Source organism: Citrobacter sp. R-1.5.2 (genome assembly GCF_035064245.1).
Taxonomy (GTDB): Bacteria; Pseudomonadota; Gammaproteobacteria; order Enterobacterales; family Enterobacteriaceae; genus Citrobacter.
Map to the genome: position 1 here is coordinate 15,411 of NZ_JASEYC010000002.1, position 23,123 is coordinate 38,533.

Annotated in this window: 21 protein-coding genes; 14 read left to right on the forward strand and 7 right to left on the reverse strand. The window is 52.6% G+C overall.

What is annotated here, in order from left to right; translation table 11 throughout:
- Window positions 1–186: 186 nt before the first annotated feature.
- From QMN38_RS04085 to iadA, 4 genes are all read left to right on the forward strand, one after another.
- Complete coding sequence (locus tag QMN38_RS04085; RefSeq protein ID WP_005121878.1) at window positions 187–1,251, forward strand: AI-2E family transporter; 1,065 nt, start codon at window positions 187–189, stop codon at window positions 1,249–1,251.
- Window positions 1,252–1,418: 167 nt separating this feature from the next.
- Entirely contained in the window at window positions 1,419–2,078 is a 660-nt protein-coding gene (locus QMN38_RS04090; RefSeq protein ID WP_271448596.1) for a nucleoside recognition domain-containing protein, read from the forward strand.
- A gap of 4 nt (window positions 2,079–2,082) precedes the next feature.
- The gene (locus tag QMN38_RS04095; RefSeq protein ID WP_271440253.1) at window positions 2,083–2,544 is read left to right on the forward strand and encodes a YjiG family protein; all 462 of its coding nucleotides are present in this window, start codon (window positions 2,083–2,085) and stop codon (window positions 2,542–2,544) included.
- An 11-nt stretch (window positions 2,545–2,555) separates the two neighbouring features.
- Complete coding sequence (gene iadA, locus QMN38_RS04100) at window positions 2,556–3,719, forward strand: beta-aspartyl-peptidase (protein ID WP_323604592.1); 1,164 nt, start codon at window positions 2,556–2,558, stop codon at window positions 3,717–3,719.
- Between the two features lie 107 nt (window positions 3,720–3,826).
- On the opposite strand, the gene bcp is transcribed toward iadA, so the two are convergent.
- Together bcp and QMN38_RS04110 are read right to left on the reverse strand one after the other, a co-directional pair.
- Entirely contained in the window at window positions 3,827–4,297 is a 471-nt protein-coding gene (gene bcp / locus QMN38_RS04105) for a thioredoxin-dependent thiol peroxidase (RefSeq protein WP_137384768.1), read from the reverse strand.
- A complete protein-coding gene (locus QMN38_RS04110; protein WP_005121884.1) occupies window positions 4,297–4,869 on the reverse strand; it encodes a glycine cleavage system transcriptional repressor in 573 nt (190 codons plus the stop codon). The genes bcp and QMN38_RS04110 overlap by 1 nt, the downstream gene beginning before the upstream one ends.
- A gap of 145 nt (window positions 4,870–5,014) precedes the next feature.
- On the opposite strand from QMN38_RS04110, the gene dapA reads away from it, so the two are divergent.
- From dapA to ypfH, 6 genes are all read left to right on the forward strand, one after another.
- Window positions 5,015–5,893 (forward strand): 4-hydroxy-tetrahydrodipicolinate synthase, encoded by an 879-nt coding sequence (dapA, locus tag QMN38_RS04115; RefSeq protein ID WP_005121885.1) that lies wholly within the window; start codon window positions 5,015–5,017, stop codon window positions 5,891–5,893.
- A gap of 16 nt (window positions 5,894–5,909) precedes the next feature.
- Complete coding sequence (bamC, locus tag QMN38_RS04120) at window positions 5,910–6,944, forward strand: outer membrane protein assembly factor BamC (protein WP_271454140.1); 1,035 nt, start codon at window positions 5,910–5,912, stop codon at window positions 6,942–6,944.
- A 111-nt stretch (window positions 6,945–7,055) separates the two neighbouring features.
- Window positions 7,056–7,769, forward strand: a complete 714-nt coding sequence (gene purC, locus QMN38_RS04125; protein WP_003835086.1) for a phosphoribosylaminoimidazolesuccinocarboxamide synthase — start codon at window positions 7,056–7,058, stop codon at window positions 7,767–7,769.
- A gap of 128 nt (window positions 7,770–7,897) precedes the next feature.
- Entirely contained in the window at window positions 7,898–8,764 is an 867-nt protein-coding gene (gene ypfJ, locus QMN38_RS04130; protein WP_202038085.1) for a KPN_02809 family neutral zinc metallopeptidase, read from the forward strand.
- Window positions 8,765–8,779: 15 nt separating this feature from the next.
- Window positions 8,780–10,795, forward strand: a complete 2,016-nt coding sequence (locus tag QMN38_RS04135; RefSeq protein WP_323604593.1) for a tRNA(Met) cytidine acetyltransferase TmcA — start codon at window positions 8,780–8,782, stop codon at window positions 10,793–10,795.
- Window positions 10,796–10,868: 73 nt separating this feature from the next.
- Window positions 10,869–11,567 carry an esterase gene (ypfH, locus tag QMN38_RS04140; RefSeq protein ID WP_271448592.1) on the forward strand — a complete coding sequence of 233 codons (699 nt, stop codon included), beginning with the start codon at window positions 10,869–10,871 and terminating at the stop codon, window positions 11,565–11,567.
- Window positions 11,568–11,659: 92 nt separating this feature from the next.
- Here ypfH and QMN38_RS04145 read toward each other — a convergent pair whose 3' ends face one another.
- The 3 genes from QMN38_RS04145 to QMN38_RS04155 all read right to left on the reverse strand — a co-directional run bounded on the left by QMN38_RS04145 (window position 11,660) and on the right by QMN38_RS04155 (window position 13,497).
- Window positions 11,660–11,860 carry a YpfN family protein gene (locus QMN38_RS04145; protein ID WP_003835080.1) on the reverse strand — a complete coding sequence of 67 codons (201 nt, stop codon included), beginning with the start codon at window positions 11,858–11,860 and terminating at the stop codon, window positions 11,660–11,662.
- 27 nt (window positions 11,861–11,887) lie between these two features.
- The gene (gene dapE, locus QMN38_RS04150; protein WP_137384763.1) at window positions 11,888–13,015 is read right to left on the reverse strand and encodes a succinyl-diaminopimelate desuccinylase; all 1,128 of its coding nucleotides are present in this window, start codon (window positions 13,013–13,015) and stop codon (window positions 11,888–11,890) included.
- A gap of 107 nt (window positions 13,016–13,122) precedes the next feature.
- On the reverse strand, window positions 13,123–13,497 hold the full coding sequence (locus QMN38_RS04155; RefSeq protein ID WP_271440164.1) for an ArsC family reductase: 375 nt from the start codon (window positions 13,495–13,497) through the stop codon (window positions 13,123–13,125).
- A 388-nt stretch (window positions 13,498–13,885) separates the two neighbouring features.
- Here QMN38_RS04155 and ypfM point away from each other — a divergent pair, with 388 nt between their 5' ends.
- The gene (ypfM, locus tag QMN38_RS04160; RefSeq protein WP_001386977.1) at window positions 13,886–13,945 is read left to right on the forward strand and encodes a protein YpfM; all 60 of its coding nucleotides are present in this window, start codon (window positions 13,886–13,888) and stop codon (window positions 13,943–13,945) included.
- A 74-nt stretch (window positions 13,946–14,019) separates the two neighbouring features.
- Here ypfM and acrD read toward each other — a convergent pair whose 3' ends face one another.
- The gene (gene acrD, locus QMN38_RS04165) at window positions 14,020–17,133 is read right to left on the reverse strand and encodes a multidrug efflux RND transporter permease AcrD (protein WP_323604594.1); all 3,114 of its coding nucleotides are present in this window, start codon (window positions 17,131–17,133) and stop codon (window positions 14,020–14,022) included.
- A gap of 184 nt (window positions 17,134–17,317) precedes the next feature.
- A complete protein-coding gene (gene narQ, locus QMN38_RS04170) occupies window positions 17,318–19,015 on the reverse strand; it encodes a nitrate/nitrite two-component system sensor histidine kinase NarQ (protein WP_271448589.1) in 1,698 nt (565 codons plus the stop codon).
- 264 nt (window positions 19,016–19,279) lie between these two features.
- Between narQ and aegA the strand changes: the two genes are divergently transcribed.
- From aegA to QMN38_RS04185, 3 genes are all read left to right on the forward strand, one after another.
- On the forward strand, window positions 19,280–21,259 hold the full coding sequence (gene aegA, locus QMN38_RS04175; RefSeq protein ID WP_323604595.1) for a formate-dependent uric acid utilization protein AegA: 1,980 nt from the start codon (window positions 19,280–19,282) through the stop codon (window positions 21,257–21,259).
- 67 nt (window positions 21,260–21,326) lie between these two features.
- Window positions 21,327–21,902: a GDP-mannose pyrophosphatase NudK gene (gene nudK / locus QMN38_RS04180; protein ID WP_061068315.1), complete on the forward strand. Its 576-nt coding sequence runs from the start codon at window positions 21,327–21,329 to the stop codon at window positions 21,900–21,902.
- Window positions 21,903–22,026: 124 nt separating this feature from the next.
- Window positions 22,027–23,070 (forward strand): DUF1176 domain-containing protein, encoded by a 1,044-nt coding sequence (locus QMN38_RS04185; RefSeq protein ID WP_323604596.1) that lies wholly within the window; start codon window positions 22,027–22,029, stop codon window positions 23,068–23,070.
- Window positions 23,071–23,123: the final 53 nt, after the last annotated feature.

Sequence of the window (23,123 nt, forward strand, 5' to 3'; positions counted from 1 at the left end):
CAATGCCGCGAAGTATCGTTCACACTCCGCAAGCTTAGCGAGTGTAACTGCGAAACCTGACGATGAACACCCAGGAAAAATGTCTTTTCACTTTGCGTAATCAGTCATAAAAAGCGAAGTCTTTTTTGTGACATTTCGATACAATTCGGGATCGCAATCCCGCTATTGAGGTTCAGGGAAGGTTTTATGCTCGAAATGTTGACGCAATGGTATCGCCGCCGCTTTAGCGACCCAGAGGCTATTGCTTTGCTGATTATTCTGGTTGCCGGTTTTGGCATCCTGTTCTTCTTTAGCGGTCTGTTAGCGCCGCTGCTGGTCGCGATTGTGCTGGCTTATCTGCTGGAGTGGCCTACCGCCCGGCTGGAAAATATCGGTTGCTCGCGGCGCTGGGCGACGTCAATTGTGCTGGTGGTGTTTGTCGGCATTTTGCTGCTGATGGCGTTTGTGGTAATGCCTGTCGCATGGCAGCAAGGCATCTATTTGATCCGCGATATGCCTGGCATGCTCAACAAGTTGTCTGACTTTGCCGCCACCTTACCGCGACGTTATCCGGCGCTTATGGATGCGGGCATCATTGATGCGATGGCCGAGAATATGCGTTCCCGGATGCTCACCATGGGCGATTCAGTGGTGAAATATTCGCTGGCTTCTCTGGTTGGGCTGTTGACACTGGCGGTGTATCTGGTGCTTGTCCCATTGATGGTGTTCTTTTTGGTGAAGGATAAAAGCCAGATGTTGAATGCTGTGCGCCGGGTGCTGCCGCGAAATCGTGGACTGGCAGGACAGGTCTGGAAAGAGATGAACCAGCAAATCACCAACTATATCCGCGGTAAAGTACTGGAGATGGTGGTGGTCGGTGTTGCAACCTGGCTGGGCTTCCTGATGTTTGGTCTTAACTACTCTCTGCTGTTGGCAGTGCTGGTGGGGTTCTCTGTGCTAATCCCGTACATCGGCGCGTTTGTGGTGACTATTCCGGTCGTTGGTGTGGCGTTGTTTCAGTTCGGACTCGGAACGGAGTTCTGGAGCTGTTTCGCCGTGTACCTGATAATCCAGGCGCTGGACGGCAATCTGCTGGTTCCCGTCCTCTTCTCCGAAGCCGTAAACCTGCATCCATTGGTGATTATTCTGTCGGTAGTTATTTTCGGCGGTCTGTGGGGATTCTGGGGTGTATTCTTTGCCATTCCGCTGGCGACGCTAATCAAAGCCGTGGTGCATGCCTGGCCGGATGGTCAGACGGTTGACGATCGCTAATCCGTCAGCTCCGACGGCGCAATGCCGCCGGAGCTGAACTTGTCTGACCTCTATCCACACTTTCTGAATAATTTCCTCCGGTATCGTTTTTCTCCGCGTTTGTCTTTAACTTGGCCCTCGTGATGTTTTTTTCGTCACGTAAGGAATAAGACCAACAGGAGAGTTAAATGGGTCACAACACACACACGCAGCAAAAAGTGGGATGGGGCGGCTATCTCGCTTTTTTTATCACAATTGTCCTTTTTTCCGGCATGTTTGCGAAAAGTACCGAATGGTGGCGGGTGTTTGATTTCACCCTCCTCAACGGTGCGTTTGGGCAAATTAATACGGCTGGCGAAACGGCGGTCTCTTTTCGCGGTACGGGCGGTATGGGGGCAAAAGATGGTTTTTTATTCGCACTTGAATTGGCTCCTTCCGTCATTCTTTCTCTCGGGATTATTTCCGTAACCGAAGGGCTTGGAGGGCTGCGCGCGGCACAACAGCTAATGACGCCTGTTCTACGACCTTTACTCGGTATCCCGGGTGTATGCTCGTTGGCGCTGATCGCGAATTTGCAAAATACCGATGCGGCGGCCGGGATGACTAAGGAAATGGCCGAAGCGGGGATCATTACCGAGCAGGAACGCGCCATCTTTGCTTGTTGGCAAACCAGCGGTAGCGCGTGCATCACTAACTATTTTTCGTCAGGCGCAGCCCTGTTTACGATGGTCACCGTACCGGTAATCACGCCGCTGGCGGTGATCCTTGTCTTCAAGTTTGTAGGGGCGAACCTGTTGCGGTTGTGGATCGCACAGCTTGAAAATCGCCGTATGCAGCAGGAGGGCTGAGATGATGACAACACACGTACGTAAAAATGTCATGGATATGTTTATCGATGGCGCACGACGCGGGTTTACCATTGCCACGACCAGCTTGCTACCTAACGTGGTGATGGCGTTTGTGATTATTCAGGCGCTGAAGGTGACGGGGTTACTCGACATCGTAGGCAGGGTATGTGAACCGATCATGGCGTTGTGGGGACTGCCGGGGGAGTCTGCCACCGTGCTGCTGGCGGCGGTGATGAGTATGGGCGGTGGCGTCGGCGTTTGTGCAAGCCTGGTTGTCGCAGGTACGCTTTCAGGACATGATGCTACGGTATTGCTACCGGCTATCTACCTGATGGGGAATCCGGTACAAAATGTTGGACGTTGTCTGGGAACGGCGGGAGTCCATCCTCGCTACTACCCGCTGATTATTGCAGTCTGCGTGATTAATGCGCTGCTCTCTATTTGGGTTATGCAGGTTATTGCCTGACAAGGAAGGTTATGAACTGTTCCATTCTTAATTTGACGTTGTTCCAGCATGGACACGTATACGCACCTGAAGATTTAGGCCAACAGGATATTCTGGTTTCTGGCGGAAAAATTGTCGCCATCGCCCCGTCTATTGCGGCAGAAGATTTTCCCGGTTGTGAGTGCATCAATCTTGAAGGGGCAATTGTTTGTCCCGGCTTTATCGACCAACACGTTCATCTGATTGGCGGTGGCGGGGAAGCGGGGCCGCACACCCGCACGCCGGAAGTGCGTTTGTCACGGTTGGTTGAAGCCGGTATCACTTCCGTCGTGGGATTGTTGGGAACGGACGGGATTACCCGTCATCCTGAGTCGTTGCTGGCGAAAACCCGTGCGCTGGAATTTGAGGGGATCAGCGCCTGGATGCTCACTGGGGCATATTCTCTACCTTCACCTACGATAACCGGCAGTATTGACCGCGATGTCGCGCTAATTGACAAAGTGATTGGCGTGAAATGCGCAGTTTCGGATCATCGCTCCTCTGCCCCAAATGCAACGGCGCTGGCGAACATGGCGGCGCAGTCGCGTGTTGGTGGGTTATTAGGGCAAAAACCCGGGATTAGCGTATTTCATATGGGGGACAGTCCGCGCATGCTGGAACCGCTGTATGAAATTCTGGCATGTTGCGATGTACCGATGACCAAACTGTTGCCAACGCATGTTAATCGCGCGGAACCGTTGTTCCATGCGGCGTTAGACTATGCCCGGAAAGGGGGCTATATCGATATCACCAGCAGTATTGATGAGCCTGTTGATCCGGCAACGGCGATCGCTACAGCATTGCGCCACGAAGTGCCGCTATCGCGTATTACCCTGAGCTCGGATGGCAACGGTAGCCAACCGGAATTTGATGCGTCCGGTAATCTGATAGGGATTGGCGTCGCAGGATTTGAATCACTGGCGGAAACGGTGCGTCAACTGGTGCAGATTCATGCGATACCGCTGGAACAGGCGCTTTGCCCGCTTACACGCACAGTCGCGGAGTTTCTTGGGCTTGCGCATAAAGGCCGTCTGACGGTGGGATGCGATGCGGACATTCTGGTGCTGAACGACGCGCTGGAAGTGAATGACCTGTGGGCGAAGGGGAAAGCCGTGGTGAAAGAGAAAAAGGCGTGCGTTAAAGGGACGTTTGAGTAACCGGGTGGTTATCTGCCGGATGGCGACGCTAAAGCGTCTTATCCGGCCTACGTGCGTGCATTTGTAGGCCGGATAAGGCGTTCACACCGCCATCCGGCATTTCACGGTCAGGCGTTTTCCAGAACCCAGTTCAGCACGATGTCGTGGTGATTGCTGGTTTTGAAATCATCAAACACATGTTCAATTTTGCCTTCGGCATCAATCAGGAAGCTGATGCGGTGGATGCCATCGTAGGTCTTACCCATAAATGACTTTTCACCCCAGACGCCAAACTGCTCGCAAACCTGATGATCTTCATCAGACAGGAGCGTGAAGTTAAGCACTTCTTTCTCCGCAAATCGGGAAAGCTTTTCTGGTTTATCGGTGCTTATTCCCAGCACCTCAACACCGGCTTTTTTTAACTGATCCATGTTATCGCGCAAGCCACAGGCTTGTACGGTACAGCCGGGCGTCATGGCTTTCGGGTAGAAATAAACCAGAACACGCTGTCCCTGGAAGTCGGTTAAATTTACTTGTTCTCCGTCTTGATCCGGCAAGCTAAATTTCGGTGCAATATCACCGGCTTTCAGTGGGTTCATTACTTAACTCCATCCTGTTCATCATGCTGTGAGTAATTGACGACGTTAATACTGCCTTGCGCATTGAGTTCTGTACAGAGTGCTTTAAACGCATCCTCAATATTTGCCGAATCATGTGACGCAGGACTATGTGCGGTAATTTGAATAAACAATTGTGCAGCCTTGCCGTTTTCTGCCGGCTGTGTGCGCGAAACCAGTTCCGCAATATTCATTTGGTGGCTGTCAAAAAGGGCGGTAAAGCGCTCAATCAAATGAGGCGAGTCGGGGACATCGACCTGCACCCATACCGTGGCGGGCATCGCCGGGCGGGGGCGAGCCGTCGTACGCTTCATCACAATCAATAAATCCAGCTCTGCGCCTTTCAAAGGCAGGGTTGATTCAATCAGGGTGATGGCATTCCAGGTTCCGGATAACAACATGATAAACGTAAACTCGTCACCCAGCATGGCCAGTCGGCTGTCTTCGATATTACAGCCACAACTGCTGACATGACGGGTGATAGTGTTCACAATTCCCGGGCGGTCAGCACCCAGCGCAGTAATGACCAGATAGTGTTGCGATGGCGATGTCAAACCTGTTCTTCCTTTGAGCGGTGAGGTAATCATAAGGAAAGCATAAAAAAAACATGCATACAACAATCAGAAGGGCTATGGTCGCTTGCTTTTATTGTCGTACCAAACGTACCATTGAGACACTTGTTTGCACAGAGGATGGCCCATGTTCACGGGAAGTATTGTCGCGCTTATTACGCCGATGGATGAGAAAGGTAAAGTCTGCCGGTCGAGCCTGAAAAAACTGATTGATTATCATGTCGCCAGCGGCACCTCGGCGATCGTTTCGGTTGGCACCACCGGTGAGTCCGCTACCCTGAGTCATGATGAACATGGCGATGTGGTAATGATGACGCTGGAGCTGGCCGATGGGCGTATTCCGGTTATTGCCGGAACCGGCGCCAATGCGACCGCAGAAGGCATTAGTCTGACGCAGCGTTTTAACGACAGCGGTGTTGTCGGCTGCCTGACGGTGACGCCTTATTACAACCGCCCAACTCAGGAAGGTTTGTTCCAGCATTTCAAAGCCATCGCGGAACATACTGACCTGCCGCAAATTCTGTATAATGTGCCGTCCCGTACTGGCTGCGATATGCTGCCGGAAACCGTTGGTCGCCTGGCGAAGGTAAAAAATATTGTCGCTATCAAAGAGGCCACAGGGAACTTAAGTCGTGTTCACCAGATCAAAGAGCTGGTTTCAGACGATTTTATTCTGCTTAGCGGTGATGATGCGACCGGACTGGACTTCATGCAGCTTGGTGGTCATGGCGTGATTTCCGTAACGGCTAACGTTGCGGCACGCGATATGGCCGAAATGTGCAAACTGGCGGCAGAAGGGCATTTTGCTGAGGCGCGGGTGATCAACCAACGTCTGATGCCGTTACACAACAAACTATTTGTCGAACCCAATCCTATCCCAGTGAAATGGGCATGTAAGGAGTTGGGACTTGTGGCGACCGATACGCTACGTTTGCCGATGACGCCAATTACGGACAATGCTCGTGATATCGTCAAAGCGGCGCTTAAGCATGCCGGTTTGCTGTAAAGTTTAGGGAGATTTGATGGCTTACTCAGTACAAAAGTCGCGCCTGGCCAAGGTTGCGGGTGTTTCGCTTGTTATGTTGCTCGCGGCCTGTAGTTCTGACTCGCGCTATAAGCGCCAGGTGAGCGGTGATGAATCCTATCTGGAGGCCGCACCGCTTGCTGAGCTTCATGCGCCAGCTGGGATGATTCTGCCGGTTATGACCGGCGATTATAACATCCCGGTAACCAACGGCAGCGGTGCCGTGGGTAAAGCGCTGGACATTCGCCCACCGGCTCAGCCGTTAGCATTAGTCACTGGTGCCCGCACTCAGATTGCGGGCGATACGGCGACATTGCTGGTGGAAAATGGTCGTGGCAACACGCTGTGGCCGCAGGTCGTGAGCGTTGTTCAGTCTAAAAACTACACCATCGCGAAACGTGATGATGCCAGCCAGACGCTGACCACCGATTGGGTTGACTGGAACCGTCTGGATGAAGACGAACAGTACCGTGGACGTTATCAAATCTCGGTTAAACCGCAGGGCTATCAGCAGGCGGTGACGGTGAAATTGATTAACCTCGAGCAGGCGGGTAAACCGGTAGCCGATCCGGCATCCATGCAGCGCTATAGCGCTGAGATGATGAACGTTATCTCTGCGGGTCTGGATAAGAACGCCACTGACGCTGCGAATGCCGCGCAGAACCGTTCTGCCGCGACGATGGACGTTCAGAGTGCGGCTGATGACACCGGTTTACCGATGCTGGTGGTACGTGGGCCGTTCAACGTGGTGTGGCAGCGTCTGCCGGCAGCGCTGGAAAAAGTGGGCATGAAAGTGACCGATAGCACCCGTTCTCAGGGCAGCATCGCGGTGACTTACAAACCACTGTCAGACAGTAACTGGCAGGAGCTGGGCGCAAGCGATCCGGGTCTGGTATCCGGCGACTACAAACTGCAGGTCGGTGATTTAGACAACCGCAGTAGTTTGCAGTTTATCGATCCGAAGGGACATACCCTGACGCAAAGCCAGAACGACGCGCTGGTCGCCGTCTTCCAGGCAGCGTTCAGTAAGTAAAAATAAAGGGCTGGATAACTCCAGCCCTTTTTTTCTGATATGATACGCAAACGTGTGCGTCGGCAGAAAAACGCAATATTTATCGTTAATTCACACCCAGGAGTAATAAAGATGCAAAAGCAAGCTGAGTTGTATCGTGGTAAAGCGAAGACCGTATACAGCACGGAAAACCCGGACCTGTTGGTGCTCGAATTCCGCAATGATACGTCAGCAGGGGATGGCGCGCGCATTGAACAGTTTGACCGTAAAGGTATGGTGAATAACAAATTCAACCATTTCATTATGACCAAACTGCAAGAAGCAGGCATTCCTACCCAGATGGAGCGACTGCTTTCCGATACCGAATGTCTGGTGAAAAAACTGGAGATGGTGCCGGTTGAATGTGTGGTACGTAACCGCGCGGCAGGCTCACTGGTTAAGCGTTTAGGCGTTGAGGAAGGTATTGAACTGAATCCGCCGCTGTTTGATCTGTTCCTGAAAAATGATGCTATGCACGATCCAATGATTAACGATTCCTATTGCGAAACTTTTGGTTGGGTGAGCAAAGAGAATCTGGCACGTATGAAAGAGCTGACCTACAAAGCCAACGACGTGCTGAAAAAGATGTTCGATGATGCAGGCCTGATTCTGGTCGACTTCAAACTTGAGTTTGGTTTGTATAAAGGTGAAGTGGTGCTGGGCGACGAATTCTCACCGGACGGTAGTCGTCTGTGGGACAAAGAAACGCTGGATAAAATGGACAAAGATCGCTTCCGCCAGAGTCTGGGCGGCCTGATCGAAGCCTATGAAGCTGTCGCGCATCGTCTGGGTGTGAAGTTAGACTAACGCCTCCCTGAGCCGGCGATCGCTCTCCGGCTCATCAATCCCCCCGATTTTGATTACTGTTTCTTATGGTAATCCTGTTCCGAACCGCCTACGATCATCAACATAATGAATAAAAAGTTGAGGTGACTATGCGCTGGCAAGGGCGTCGTGAAAGTGACAATGTGGAAGACAGACGAAATAGCGCCGGTGGTGGTCCTTCTATGGGGGGGCCCGGTTTTCGTTTGCCGAGTGGTAAAGGCGGTATCATTCTGCTGATTGTGGTGCTTGTCGCGGGCTATTATGGTGTGGATCTCACCGGACTCATGACCGGTCAGCCTGTTTCGCAACAGCAAACCACACGCTCCATCAGCCCAAATGATGATGAAGCCGCAAAATTTACCTCAGTGATACTGGCTACGACCGAAGATACCTGGGGTCAGCAGTTTGAAAAAATGGGGCGCACCTATCAACAGCCGAAGCTGGTGATGTATCGTGGTGCGACGCGTACCGGCTGCGGTGCGGGCCAGTCCGTGATGGGACCGTTTTATTGCCCAGCGGACGGCACGGTATATATCGATCTTTCCTTCTATGATGACATGAAAAATAAGCTGGGCGCTGATGGCGATTTTGCTCAGGGCTATGTCATCGCGCACGAAGTTGGCCACCATGTGCAGAAACTGCTGGGTATTGAACCGAAAGTTCGTCAGATGCAGCAGAATGCCTCTCAGGCCGAAGTGAATCGCCTTTCTGTTCGTATGGAACTGCAGGCGGATTGCTTTGCGGGTGTCTGGGGACACAGTATGCAGCAGCAGGGCGTACTTGAATCCGGTGATCTGGAAGAGGCGTTAAACGCCGCACAAGCCATTGGTGATGATCGTTTGCAACAGCAAGGGCAAGGGCGCGTTGTGCCCGATAGCTTTACTCACGGCACCTCGCAGCAACGTTATACCTGGTTTAAACGCGGTTTTGACAGTGGCGATCCGGGACAATGTAATACCTTTGGCAAAGGCATTTAAGATATTGAGGCAGGGATGTCTGACAATGCTGCACTAAGTGCGCTCACAGAACGCATGGCCAGAGAAGGGATTCGTCGTCTGCTGATAATCAGCGGCGAAGAAAACTGGTGCCAGGCCCAAGCGTTAGCGCTACGCAATACATTACCCGGCGACTGGCTGTGGGTGGGGGCGACAGCCCCCGCTGAGTCTGGTTGCACACCCCAGGCGCTACAAACGCTGTTAGGGCGCGAATTTCGCCATGCCGTTTTTGATGCCGGACAGGGGTTTGACGCCGCGGCATTTGCCGCCTTAAGCGGAACGCTGGTTGCCGGCAGTTGGCTGGTGTTGCTGACCCCACCCTGGCTGGACTGGCAAACGTCTCCGGACGCGGATTCCCTGCGCTGGAGCGACTGCGCCAAACCTATCCCAACACCACACTTTGTTGAACACTTCAGGCGAGCAGTGACTCGTGAAGGAGAAACGCTGCACTGGCAACAGCATCAGGCGAAATCCTATCCGCATTTTCCTGTGCGAGCAGACTGGCAGCCGGCAAACGGCGATCCCCAGCCGGAACAGGCGACGATTTTACATCACCTGTTGGATATGCCTCCGGGTGTGGTTGCGGTGACCGCCGCGCGTGGTCGGGGCAAATCCGCGCTGGCCGGGCAGTTGATTTCGCGTATGACGGGGACGGCTATCGTTACCGCACCGGCGAAAGCGGCAACGGATGTACTGGCGCAATTTGCTGGGGAACGCTACTGCTTTATGGCGCCGGACGCGCTGTTAGCCAGTGCTGAAACGGCTGACTGGCTCGTTGTTGATGAAGCGGCTGCGATTCCTGCGCCGCTTTTGCATCAGCTGGTTTCACGTTTTCCCCGCACGCTGTTAACGACAACCGTTCAGGGCTATGAAGGAACCGGCAGAGGTTTTTTGTTGAAATTCTGCGCTCGCTTCCCAAATCTGCAACGCTATGAATTACAACAGCCAGTGCGTTGGGCACAGGGATGCCCACTGGAAAAAATTGTCAGCGATGCGTTGGTGTTTGATGATGAAACCTTTACTCATGCACCACAGGGTGAGATTCGCTTCAGCGCATTTGATGCGAATGTCTGGCATACCAACCCGACGCTACCGCTGGCGGTCTATCAATTGCTCTCCGGCGCGCATTATCGCACTTCACCACTGGATCTGCGCCGGATGATGGATGCGCCGGGGCAGCATTTTCTTCAGGCATCGGGCGTGGACGCTGTTGCGGGCGCTGTCTGGCTGGTGGATGAGGGTGGCCTATCCACAGCGTTAAGTCAGGCTGTGTGGGCGGGATATCGTCGGCCAAGAGGCAACCTGGTTGCGCAGTCACTGGCGGCGCATGGCAGCGATCCGCTGGCCGCAACGCTGGTTGGCCGGCGGGTTAGCCGTATTGCGGTTCATCCTGCTCGTCAGCGGGAAGGTATCGGGCAGCAACTGATTATGCAGGCCCATCAGTATTCTTCGCAGTGTGACTATCTTTCCGTCAGTTTTGGTTATACGGCCGAGTTGTGGCGTTTTTGGCAGCGCTGCGGTTTTGTCATGGTGCGGATGGGGAATCATCGTGAAGCCAGCAGCGGGTGCTATACGGCAATGGCGTTGCTTCCTATCAGTGATGCCGGGCAGCGTCTGGCTGAGCGGGAGCATCAGCGATTGCGTCGTGATGCGGCGATCCTCGCACAATGGAATGATGAGTGTATCCCGGTCGTTCCACTGAAAGCGTCTACGCTTAATGATGATGACTGGGATGAGCTGGCAGGGTTTGCCTTCGCGCATCGGCCATTACTCACATCACTCGGTTGTCTGAGTCGTCTGCTCCAGCACTGTGAACAGCCTCTCCCGGCGCTGCGAGGGCGTTTACAGGAACAATGCAGTGACGCGGAATTGTGCAAGCGGCTGAAGGTATCGGGGCGCAAAGCGTTGTTGCTGGTTCAGCGTGAAGAGGCGGCGCAGGCGTTAGCGCAGTTGGATATCGAACGTCAGCAACAGTTACGTAATCGCATTATGCAATGGCAATTTTTTCACTAACTTCTTCAATTTCCTGGCATGGTCATTGCGGTTAAGCGGCGTAGAATAATTCTCATCAGTTAAGGAGATCGCCATGAAACATGACCATTTTGTTGTTCAAAGTCCCGATAAACCCGCTCAACAGTTGCTGTTGCTGTTTCATGGTGTCGGCGATAATCCGGTAGCCATGGGCGAAATTGGTTCCTGGTTTGCACCACTGTTTCCGGACGCGCTGATTGTCAGTATTGGTGGCGCTGAGCCTTATGGCGCAGCCGGTGGGCGTCAGTGGTTTTCGGTTCAGGGTGTAACAGAAGAGAACCGTCAGGCGCGTATTGATGCCATCATGCCGGTCTTTATCGAAACCGTTCGCTATTGGCAGAAACAGAGTGGTGTGTCACCTCAGGCTACGGCGTTGATTGGTTTTTCTCAGGGGGCGATTATGTCACTCGAGAGTATCAAAGCTGAGCCAGGGCTGGCATCGCGGGTCATTGCCTTTAATGGCCGTTACGCCACCTTGCCGGAAGCGGCTACCACTGCTACCACAGTGCATTTGATTCACGGTGGTGAAGATCGGGTGATTGAGTTATCTCATGCCGTTGCTGCGCAGGAAGCGTTAATTCGTGCAGGTGGGGATGTGACGCTGGATATCGTCGAAAATCTGGGGCACGCCATTGATGAACACAGCATGCAGTTTGCGCTCGACCATCTGCGTTTTACCGTGCCGAAGCACTACTTTGATGAAGCGCTGAGCGGTGGTAAGCCTCACGATGATGATGTGATTGAGATGATTTAACCTGTAGGCCGGATAAGGCGAAGCCGCCATCCGGCATGACAGTCAGTGATAGTGCCGGATAGCAACGTGATATGTGTTATCCGGCCTACAAATTATTTCTTCGGCTGATCCTTGTTCGGCCAATCGTCGTCATCGTCCCATTTATCGTTAAAATCACGATGCGGGGGAAGCTCCGGCTTATTGGCGAGAAACTTCTTGTGGTCGACACGCTTAAGATCTTTGATCACATTCAGCAGTACCCCCACCAGAAACACCAGCACTAAAATCCACCAATATTTTGCCAGCCAGTCCATGCTTATTTCCTCTTGCAGGAACACTCATCAGGCGACGAGTTGTTCCATGATACGTTGATACATACGGGCAAGTAGCTGCAGGTCGGCGGCATTGACGCATTCATTTATTTTATGAATGGTGGCATTGACCGGCCCAAGTTCCACCACCTGTGCCCCCATGCGGGCAATAAAGCGCCCGTCGGACGTCCCGCCTGTCGTCAGTAACTGCGGTTTAATTTCATTATAGTGCTCAATGGCGTTCACCACTGCATCCACCAGTTTACCGCGTTCGGTCAGGAACGGTTGGCCGGAAAGCCACCAGTCTACTGTGTAACGCAGTTGGTGCTTGTCCAACAGTTCCAGTACCCGCGACTTAATCATTTCGTCGTTTAATTCGGTGCTGAAACGGAAGTTGAACTGAATAAACAGTTCGCCGGGGATGACGTTGTTGCTGCCCGTGCCTGCCTGAATATTGGCAATCTGCATGCTGGTTGCCGGGAAGAACTCATTGCCCTGATCCCATTCAATCGCCACCAGCTCATTGAGCATTGGCGCCGCCCGGTGCACCGGGTTATCAGCCAGATGCGGATAGGCCACATGTCCCTGTACGCCATGAATAGTCAGGTTGCAGGTGAGGGAACCACGGCGTCCATTTTTTACCACGTCACCGACGATTTCGGTGCTGGACGGCTCACCGACCAGGCAATAATCCAGCCGCTCATTGCGCGCCATCAGCGTTTCAACGACCTTCACGGTGCCGTTTTTAGCGCTGGCTTCTTCGTCAGACGTTATCAAAAATGCCAGACGCCCTTGATGGTTCGGATGTTGGGCGACAAATCGCTCTGCCGCCACGACCATTGCCGCCAGCGAACCTTTCATATCGGCCGCACCGCGCCCGAACAGCATGCCGTCGCGAATGGTCGGTTCAAACGGCGGATTGATCCACCGATCAACATCGCCTGCGGGCACTACGTCGGTGTGACCGGCAAATGCCAGGGTCTCACCTTTTCCGCGCCATGCCCAAAAATTCTGTGTGTCACCAAAATCCATTCGCTCAACGGTAAAACCTACCGCACGCAGACGTTCAATCATTAACGCCTGGCACCCGGCATCATCCGGGCTCAGGGAAGGGCGGCGAATAAGCTGCTGTGTCAGCTCAATAACCGGGCACGACATAGACTATACCTCATTAAAAAACTGCAAATACTCGTCATCTTTCAAGCTGCATGTGCGGTGAGGGCACTCACTCACTCTGGTCACTGACTTTAGTAAGCTCCTGTGGCTCATTCGCTGGTTGCCTTCCCGCTGCCCGAAATCCATTGAGTATAACTGGATTCACTGAAACCAAGCAGCATAGGCTTACCCGGCTCGCAGAGCAATGGGCGTTTGATAATTGCAGGCATTTCAATCATCAATGAGGCGGCAGCAGTGGCATCAGTGATTTGATTACGCGTTGCTTCATCCAGTTTGCGCCAGGTGGTTCCCCGCGTATTGAGCAGTGCCTCCCAGCCTAACTCGTTGATAAAGGACTGTAACAGCGCGTTGTCCAGACCGTCGACACGATAATCATGGAAGCGGTAGTCAATACCCTGCGTTTCCAGCCAGCGTCGGGCCTTTTTAATTGTATCGCAATTCTTAATGCCGTAGAGGGTGATCATATGAATCCTTATTAACGTATTTTGAATACTTATTCTTGTATTCTCGCGTTTCTGATAATACATATTGTCATTCATTCGTTATAGAAAAATATAACATTGTTGAACAACGGTGAATAATGATTCCTGAAAGTTCCAAAATTTCACGTCGATCGGTATTTCAGAATAAACTTGTTTGCATCAGTCTGTTTTTCCATCAAAATTGTCAAAGTCGTAGATTATGTGTGAATATTTCAAAATATTGCAGTGAGTCACATAAAATTTATGGGTATAGCGCATAGTGATGACATGACCCCAGGCACTGGAGGATGTAATCACAACCATCGGTTAAATTATCTTCTTTTAATGAGGATGATTTCGTAGAATGCCCATAATAATAAGAGAGGTCGTTATGATTGAACGTGAACTGGGGAACTGGAAAGACTTTATCGAAGTGATGCTTCGTAAATAATTTTCTGGAAGAAATTCATATCCTGAAAAGGATGAAAAAGGCGACTCATCGTAAGTCGCCTTTTTTGTGCCCGATTATTCTGGGCGTGGCTTCAGCGGGAAGCGTCTACGCACCAGCACAAAGAACAGCGGGACGAAGAAAATCGCCAGAATGGTGGCTGAAATCATCCCACCCATGACACCGGTCCCAACCGCATGCTGGCCGCCGGAGCCAGCACCACTGCTGATTGTCATCGGCAGTACCCCGAAGATAAACGCCAGCGATGTCATGAGAATCGGACGTAAACGTTGGCGACACGCATGCAGCGTAGCGTCGAGCAGGTCGTGCCCTTTTTCGTTCATCTCGTTGGCGAATTCAACAATCAGTATCGCGTTCTTCGCCGATAGCCCGATTACCGTTAATAAGCCGACCTGGAAATAAACATCGTTTTCCAGGCCCCGCATCCAGGTCGCCAGCAGTGCGCCAATGACCCCCAACGGTACGACCAGCATAACGGAGAACGGTACCGACCAGCTCTCGTACAGCGCAGCCAGACACAGGAACACGACCAACAGCGAAATGGCGTACAGGGCAGGAGCCTGAGATCCCGATAACCGTTCCTGATAAGACATCGCCGTCCATTCAAGGCCAAATCCGGTTGGTAACTGGCGAACCAGCGATTCCATCACGTCCATTGCCGTACCAGTACTGACTCCGGGTGCGGCTTCGCCGACGATTTCAACAGCAGAATAACCGTTATATCGCTCCAGACGCGGTGAACCGGTTTCCCAGCGCGAAGTGGCAAACGCGGAGAAAGGTACCATGCCGCCGCTGCTATTGCGCACGTACCACAGGTTAATATCGTCCGGGAGCATGCGGTATTTTGCCGCAGCCTGGACGTAAACCTTCTTCACGCGGCCCCTGTCCATAAAGTCGTTTACGTAGCTGGAGCCCCACGCCGTCTGCAATGTGTCGTTGATGTCGTCAATGGAAACGCCCAGCGCCTGGGCTTTACGCTGATCGATATCAATTTGCAGTTGCGGACTGTCATCCAGACCGTTATGGCGAACACGGGTCAGTGAAGCGTCTTTCCCGGCAAGCTCAATTAATTTGTCGCGTGCAGCCATTAGCGCGTCATGGCCTGCGCCGGCGTGGTCCTGTAATTCCATATCGAAACCCGCGGAACTACCAAGGCCGCTGATGGCCGGAGGGCTACTGGCGAAGACGCGGGCTTCTTTAATCTTATTGAAGGCTTTGGTCGCGCGTTCGATAATGGCGAAAGACGTCCCGGTAGTGGTGTCGCGCTCATCCCAGTCTTTTAAACGGACAAACATACGCGCCACGTTCTGTCCGTTCCCCCCAGGACCGGAACCAACCGTGGAGAAGACGGACATAATGTTGTCTTTTTCGTGAGTGAAGTAGTACTTCTCGACTTCCTCAACGACTTTTAATGTTTGCTGCTGCGTGGAGCCGCTCGGCAACTGTACCGAAGTGGTAAACATCCCGCGGTCTTCTAATGGCAAGAAGGACGTTGGCAGGCGCAGGAACAGGAACACCATACCGCCGAGCAGCAGTCCGTAGATCAATATCCAACGTAGGCTGCGATGCAGGATCCGGGCAACGCCTTTTTCGTAACGTTCAGCGTTGCGGTTAAACATTCGGTTAAACCAGCCGAAGAAGCCTGTTTGGCCATGATGCTCGCCCTTATGCAGTGGTTTAAGTAGCGTAGCGCACAGGGCAGGGGTCAGGATCATCGCCACCAGAACAGACAGCACCATTGCGGAGACGATAGTAATCGAGAACTGGCGATAAATGGCCCCAGTCGTACCGCCGAAGAAGGCCATTGGAATAAAGACCGCCGACAGCACCATAGCAATACCGACCAGCGCGCCCTGGATTTGCCCCATTGATTTTCGCGTCGCTTCACGCGGTGAGAGGCCTTCCTCACTCATAATACGCTCGACGTTTTCCACCACCACGATGGCATCATCAACCAGCAGGCCAATTGCCAGCACCATCGCAAACATTGTTAAGGTGTTAACGCTGTAGCCAAAACCATAAAGCACGGAGAAGGTACCCATCAGGACGACGGGAACGGCGATTGTCGGGATAAGCGTCGCACGGAAATTTTGCAGGAACAGGTACATCACAAGGAAAACCAGTGCGATTGCTTCGAGCAGCGTTTTCACCACATCGATAATCGACGCTTTGACGAAAGAGGTGGTTTCATATGCCACCTTGTATTCCAGCCCGTGCGGAAAATACTGCGACAGCTCATCGAGGCGGTTGATGACCAGTTCCGCTGTTGCCATTTCATTGGCACCAGAGGCCAATTTGACACCAAGTCCGGACGCGGGGTTGCCATTAAACCGGCTGAGGTAGTCGTACTTCTCGGCCCCCATTTCGACCGTTGCCACATCGCCTAGTCTGACTTCCGAGCCGTCCTGGTTAACACGTAGTGTAATATCGCGGAACTGTTCTGGCGTTTGTAGTAGTGACTGCGCGTTGATCGTTGCATTCAACGCCTGTTTGTCCACCGAAGGCGTACCGCCAAGCTGCCCAACTGCAATTTGCGCATTCTGTGACTCAATAGCGTCAGTCACATCTTTGGCGGTCATCTGGAAGCTGTTAAGTTTGGCTGGGTCGAGCCAGATACGCATGGAATACTGTGAACCGTAAGCATCAATATCCCCTACACCGTTAATACGGCTAAGCGGGTCCTGAATATTACTCGCCACGTAGTCGGCAATATCTTGCTTATCCATTGAACCATCGGTAGACACAAAAGCGATGGTTAGAATATTGGTATCCCCGGTTTTTCGCACCGTAACACCCTGATCCTGTACCGCCTGTGGCAGTTTACGCATCGCCGATTGCAGCTGGTTTTGCACCTGCTGTACAGCTTCATCAGGATCGGTCCCTGCCACGAAGCTAAGCGTCACCGTCGCCTGACCGGTTCCGCTGCTTTGGGATGACATATACATCAGATTGTCGAGACCCGTCATGTTCTGCTCGATAACCTGGGTCACCGTGTTTTCCAGAGTTTGTGCAGATGCGCCTGGATAGTTTGCGGTTACCCGCACGTTTGGCGGCGCAAGGTCGGGATATTGCTCAACGGGCAGCGAAAAAATAGCCAGGGCTCCCGTCAGGCACAACAGGATAGCTAACACCCAGGCAAAAATGGGGCGATCGATAAAAAAATTCGCCATTAAAAGGGGACCTCGTGTTTCTGCGTATATTTATGCGTATGACTTGCTTCACTGTAGCGGCAAGGTACGGAGCAAACGTGGAGAAAAAAAGAAGATAATGTAAATTATCATGCCCGTTTACAGCGTACCTTTTGTGCCAATGCCGTCAGGCCTGAATTCAGGCTTTCCGACGCTTTGCCGTTCTTTACGTTAGCTGACTGTCGGTCTCTGCCGATCGAAAGCTGATGCTCACCAGCGTGCCTCCTCCGGAAGGTTGCGAGAAGGTCAATGTACCGCTGAGTCTCTCTGCGCGCTCACGCATGATATTCAGACCGTAGTGCCCCGTAGGCTCATGAGGCTCACCGATGCCGACACCGTTATCACGGATATAAACGGTATGATTACCATCCGGCGCGGTCACACAACTGACTGCAATTTCGCTGGCATTGGCATGCTTAATGGCATTCAGCACGGCTTCACGGACGATCTGTAACAGATGCACCTGCATTTGCGCGTCCAGTGCCAGTGTTGGCAGTCGACAATCGAGAGTCAGTTTAGCAGATGTTTGATTTTGCAGCGTTTCCAGCATTTCATGCAGGGCGGAAGGCAAATCGGCCTGCTGTAACGTCAGGCGGAAGGTGGTAAGCAGCTCGCGCAATTGGCGATAAGCATCATTCAGTGCCTGGGAGAAGTCCGCCATGATGCTTTGCGCCGGAATGTTATCCTGCGGAATAGCGCGTTTCAGTAGCGTAAGCTGAATACGTAAATAGGAAAGTACCTGTGCCAGCGAGTCGTGGAGCTCGCGGGCGATTGTTGCTCGCTCTTCCATTAACAGCAACTGCTGAAAATGCTTTTGCGCCTGGTTGAAGTACAGCCCGCGCCCGAGCATAGTTGATACGCTGTTGAGTAGTGGTGTGGACGCATTTACATTCGGGCTTTGCCAGTGCAGTTCACCGTACACCGTATCTTGCATCGTGACGGGCAGGATCTGCATCGGCAGTTCAGGGCTTGCTGTTCCTTCGCTGATTCGCCAGTTATCACCGACGGTGAGCTCCAGAAAATACGCGGCGTCATGTTCGCGGACAATCTGTAAAATATGGCGGAAGCAGTACACGTCAATCTGGCTGGTATTCAGTGCCTGGGAACATTGATATAACACTTCCAGGCGGCGATTGGCTTCGTGGAGATCGTGGGTTTTCTCGGCGACGGAGGCTTCCAGCGAGCGGTACAGCTTATGCAACTCACTCGACATCTGGCTAAACGTCTTCGCCAGTAATCCCAGTTCGTTGGGGAGTTGTGTATCCAGCGGTGAGATATCAAACCGACCGTGTTCAATATGCTGGCTGGCCATCACCAGCTTATTCAGCGGGCGCACGACCTGCTGGCGAATACGCCGTAGCGTAAAGAAGACGAGGGTGAAGATGCCGATCCCCCCTGCCAGCGATATGCCAAAAACCAACATCACCTTGCGCTCGGCATAATGCTGAAGTGCCAGCACAAAGAGATCGATTTGATCGACGTAGTTGTTGATATTGGACTGATACCACTGCAAGTCGCCATTGGTCAGACGGGCGTTCATTTCCAGCCAGTTAGCATGCAGGCGGCCATAGCGACTTTTTACCGTTTGCGGAACATACCAGGCATTCAGGTTTTGCAATGCTGGCGCGTTAAGCGCTTGCTGGAAAAGCTGACGGTGGGCGTTTAACTGCGGGCTCTGGCTTTGCAAATCGTAACCTAATCGATAGCTTTGCATACGCAGAGAGCCGGCAATATTGATGGCTTCAGCATCCCGCAAGCTGCTGGTCAGCGTAAGCAGTGCAATACCCGTTGAGAGAATCGACAGCAACACTATATAGAAAAAAGCCTTAGCCAGGCTGGCCGAGACCGGACGCTTTACCGTCACTTGCGCACCCTCACACAATTCACGCCACGCTCCGACTCAACCTGAACGATTCAGCGTATTTGATAAATGTTAAAAAAGTAATCATGAAACTGATTATTAAATGAAACACAATTTCATATTCGATGAAATAAATTGATCTGCCACAGGTTCTGGATAAATAGTTGTGCTTCCTGGGCAAATGAACATTGCCGCCCTCTTCAGGGTCGGTTAATAACAACAGTCATATAAAGAATAAGGTTTTCGCAACCAAAAAAGAAGGAAGCCATGAATCGTTTTATTATGGTCAATAGCCAACAGTGCCTGGGATGCCACGCCTGTGAGGTCGCCTGCGTCATGGCCCACAATGACGAGCAACATGTCCTGAGCCAACGGCATTTTCAGCCCCGAATTACCGTCATCAAGCATCAGCAACAGCGCAGTGCAGTCACCTGCCACCACTGTGAAGATGCCCCTTGTGCCAGAAGTTGCCCGAATGGGGCCATTAGTCATGAGCACGACAGCGTTCAGGTGAATGCGCAAAAGTGTATTGGCTGCAAATCGTGCGTCGTTGCCTGTCCTTTTGGTACGATGCAGATCGTACTCACTCCTGTCGCTAAAGGAAAGGTAAAAGCAACAGCGCACAAATGCGACCTGTGTCAGGGGCGTGAAGAGGGTCCGGCTTGCGTGGAGAACTGTCCGGCGCAGGCGTTACAACTGGTGACGGAAAGTTCGCTTACCGGATTATCAAAAGCACGCCGGCTGCGTACGGCAAGTCTCGAAAGTCAGCCCTGGCATGCCAGCGCGACCGATTTTACGCCCCATTTGCTCACCAGGCGCGAGCAGATGCAGGCGACTCCACCGCGCGGTGAGCCGGATAAATTGGCTATAGAAGCCCGTAAAACCAGCTTTGATGAAATATACCTGCCATTTCGTACGGCGCAGGCGGAGCGGGAAGCATCTCGCTGCCTGAAGTGTGGCGAGCACAGTATTTGCGAATGGACATGCCCACTGCATAACCACATCCCGCAGTGGATTGAACTGGTAAAAGCCGGGAACATTGATGCGGCGGTAGAGCTTTCTCACCAGACTAACTGCCTGCCAGAAGTGACTGGGCGCGTCTGTCCGCAGGACCGACTGTGCGAAGGGGCCTGCACGGTGCGGAACGAACATGGCGCGGTGACTATCGGCAATATTGAACGTTATATTTCTGACCGTGCGCTGAGCAAAGGATGGCGACCTGACCTAAGCCATGTACAGAAAGTCGATAAACGTGTCGCTATTATTGGCGCTGGTCCGGCAGGTCTTGCCTGTGCTGATGTGTTAGCGCGAAACGGCGTCAGCGCCACCGTGTTCGATCGTCATCCTGAAATCGGCGGTTTGCTGACGTTTGGTATTCCGGCTTTCAAGCTGGACAAATCGCTGCTGGCGCGCCGCCGTGAAATCTTTAGCGCCATGGGCATTCATTTCGAACTGAACTGTGAAGTGGGTAAAGACGTGGCGCTGTCCTCGTTGCTGGACGATTACGACGCCGTATTTGTGGGGGTTGGTACTTATCGTTCGATGAAAGCCGATCTACCAAATGAAGATGCGCCGGGCGTTTATGATGCACTGCCGTTCCTGATTGCCAATACCAAACAGGTGATGGGGCTGGATGCGTTGCCGGAAGAGCCCTTTATTGATACCGCAGGGCTGAACGTTGTCGTGCTGGGCGGTGGCGATACGGCGATGGACTGCGTACGAACCGCGTTACGTCACGGTGCGAGTCAGGTGACCTGCGCCTATCGTCGTGATGAAGCCAACATGCCGGGCTCGAAAAAAGAGGTGAAGAACGCGCGTGAAGAGGGGGCTAATTTCGAATTTAACGTTCAGCCGGTTGAACTGATGTTAAAGGCTGATGGACGCGTCAGCGGCGTACGTTTTTTACGTACCCAACTCGGTGAGCCTGATGCTCAGGGGCGTCGCCGCCCGGTCCCTGTTGCCGGGAGTGAGTTTGTCATGCCCGCTGATGCGGTGATTATGGCGTTTGGTTTTCACCCGCACGGTATGCCGTGGCTTGAGAGTCAGGGTGTGAAGGTCGACAGCTGGGGACGTATTGCAGCGAATGTGGAGAGTGCATACCGGTATCAAACCAGTAATCCGAAAATCTTTGCTGGTGGTGATGCAGTTCGCGGTGCGGACCTGGTCGTTACTGCGATGGCGGAAGGGCGACATGCCGCACAGGGCATCATTGACTGGCTGGGCGTAAAATCAGTCAAATCTCATTAGCCTAAGGTCAAGACAAACCCGGTTTCACGGCGTAGTATTATTTCTCACTTCTTGCTGTGGAGCCGGTATGTCGCAAAAAATTACCCTCATCAAAGATAAAGTCCTTTCTGATAACTACTTCATCCTGCGCAATATCACCTATGACCTGACCCGCAGCAATGGCGAGGTCATTCGCCACAAACGTGAGGTTTACGATCGCGGTAACGGTGCCACAGTTTTGCTGTATAACCCGGAGAAAAAAACCGTCGTGCTGACCCGTCAGTTTCGTATTGCGACCTGGGTCAACGGCAATGAAAGTGGACAACTGATTGAAGCCTGCGCCGGGTTGCTGGACAACGATGAGCCGGAAGTTTGCATTCGTAAAGAAGCCATTGAAGAGACCGGCTATGAAGTGGGCGAAGCACGGAAACTTTTTGAGTTATATATGTCGCCGGGCGGCGTGACGGAGATCATTCACTTTTTTATCGCGCAATACAGTGACAGCCAACGGGCCAATGCGGGTGGCGGTATTGAAGATGAGGATATTGAGGTACTGGAATTGCCTTTTGAACAGGCACTATCGATGATCAAAACGGGTGAGATTCGCGACGGGAAAACGGTGCTGTTACTTAACTACCTGCAATCGTCGCATCTTATGGATTAGCGGTCAGGGTTTATATTTCTTTACAAAGATACAGGCCAATCCGACGATTCTTATTGAGCCTCATCAGTCGCGCAAGGAAGATACCGCCTGGGCTGTGTGTTTTGATTTCGGGGTTGTACCGTCCATGCGCTATCGCATTATTTTCTTGTTCCTGCTCGGCCTGCTACCGGCCCGCTTGCTGTGGGCGGCGCCTGCGCAACAGGCATTTTCTGATTGGCAGGTGACCTGCAACAATCAAAACTTCTGCGTGGCGCGAAATACGGGAGATCATCACGGCCTGGTGATGACCCTAAGCCGCAGTGCCGGGGCGCATACCGATGCTGTGTTACGTATTGAACTTGGTGGTATGGATTCTCCTGATGTCAAAGAGGCCGATATTGCGCCGCGCTTGCTGTTGGACGGCACGCCACTCCCATTGGCCGGTGAACACTGGCGTATTACGCCCTGGCATTTGATGACGGATGATCCGGCTACCATCGGTACATTTTTACAAACCGTGCAGGATGCGAAAGCCATTACCCTACAAAAAGGTACGCAAACGCTGTCTCTGTCTGGGTTGAAAGCAGCATTGTTGTTTATTGATGCGCAACAAAAGCGCGTCGGTAGTGAAACCGCCTGGATTGAGAAAGGAGACGAGCCGCCGCTCAGCGTTCCGCCGGCTCCCGCCCTGAAAGGTGTGGCTGTGGTTAATTCCACGCCAACGCCACTCACTCAACAGGAGCGTAGCGAGCTGTTGGATTATGGCAACTGGCGGATCAATGGCATCCGCTGTTCACTCGATCCCATGCGTCGTGAGATGCGGGTTTTCGCCTTAACGGACGATAAAGCTCTGCTGATGATAGGCTGCGAAGCCGGGGCATACAACACGATCGATCTGGCATGGACCGTTTCTCGTGCCACACCGTTTACCTCTCGCGCTGTACGTCTGAGCCTGCCATTTAAAACCGATGCAGACAGTACCGACATGGAGCTGACCAATGCCACGTTTGATGAGAAATCTCGTGAGTTGGTCACTCTCGCCAAAGGGCGAGGTTTATCGGACTGCGGGATCCAGACTCGCTGGCGGTTTGACGGCCAGCGCTTTCGTTTGGTGCGTTACGCACAAGAGCCAAGTTGTGATAACTGGCATGGACCAGATGCCTGGCCCACGCTGTGGATCACGCGTTAATTTAATGCCGGATGCGACTGCGCCTTATACGGACTGAAGGTGATAGATTTCGT

Bases quoted from the DNA above. Each gene is read 5' to 3' on its own strand.
- QMN38_RS04085 (WP_005121878.1), top strand. From the start codon at position 187: ATGCTCGAAATGTTGACGCAATGGTATCGCCGCCGCTTTAGCGACCCA.
- QMN38_RS04090 (WP_271448596.1), top strand. From the start codon at position 1,419: ATGGGTCACAACACACACACGCAGCAAAAAGTGGGATGGGGCGGCTAT.
- QMN38_RS04095 (WP_271440253.1), top strand. From the start codon at position 2,083: ATGACAACACACGTACGTAAAAATGTCATGGATATGTTTATCGATGGC.
- iadA (WP_323604592.1), top strand. From the start codon at position 2,556: ATGAACTGTTCCATTCTTAATTTGACGTTGTTCCAGCATGGACACGTA.
- bcp (WP_137384768.1), bottom strand. From the start codon at position 4,297: ATGAACCCACTGAAAGCCGGTGATATTGCACCGAAATTTAGCTTGCCG.
- dapA (WP_005121885.1), top strand. From the start codon at position 5,015: ATGTTCACGGGAAGTATTGTCGCGCTTATTACGCCGATGGATGAGAAA.
- bamC (WP_271454140.1), top strand. From the start codon at position 5,910: ATGGCTTACTCAGTACAAAAGTCGCGCCTGGCCAAGGTTGCGGGTGTT.
- purC (WP_003835086.1), top strand. From the start codon at position 7,056: ATGCAAAAGCAAGCTGAGTTGTATCGTGGTAAAGCGAAGACCGTATAC.
- ypfJ (WP_202038085.1), top strand. From the start codon at position 7,898: ATGCGCTGGCAAGGGCGTCGTGAAAGTGACAATGTGGAAGACAGACGA.
- QMN38_RS04135 (WP_323604593.1), top strand. From the start codon at position 8,780: ATGTCTGACAATGCTGCACTAAGTGCGCTCACAGAACGCATGGCCAGA.
- ypfH (WP_271448592.1), top strand. From the start codon at position 10,869: ATGAAACATGACCATTTTGTTGTTCAAAGTCCCGATAAACCCGCTCAA.
- QMN38_RS04145 (WP_003835080.1), bottom strand. From the start codon at position 11,860: ATGGACTGGCTGGCAAAATATTGGTGGATTTTAGTGCTGGTGTTTCTG.
- dapE (WP_137384763.1), bottom strand. From the start codon at position 13,015: ATGTCGTGCCCGGTTATTGAGCTGACACAGCAGCTTATTCGCCGCCCT.
- QMN38_RS04155 (WP_271440164.1), bottom strand. From the start codon at position 13,497: ATGATCACCCTCTACGGCATTAAGAATTGCGATACAATTAAAAAGGCC.
- acrD (WP_323604594.1), bottom strand. From the start codon at position 17,133: ATGGCGAATTTTTTTATCGATCGCCCCATTTTTGCCTGGGTGTTAGCT.
- aegA (WP_323604595.1), top strand. From the start codon at position 19,280: ATGAATCGTTTTATTATGGTCAATAGCCAACAGTGCCTGGGATGCCAC.
- nudK (WP_061068315.1), top strand. From the start codon at position 21,327: ATGTCGCAAAAAATTACCCTCATCAAAGATAAAGTCCTTTCTGATAAC.
- QMN38_RS04185 (WP_323604596.1), top strand. From the start codon at position 22,027: ATGCGCTATCGCATTATTTTCTTGTTCCTGCTCGGCCTGCTACCGGCC.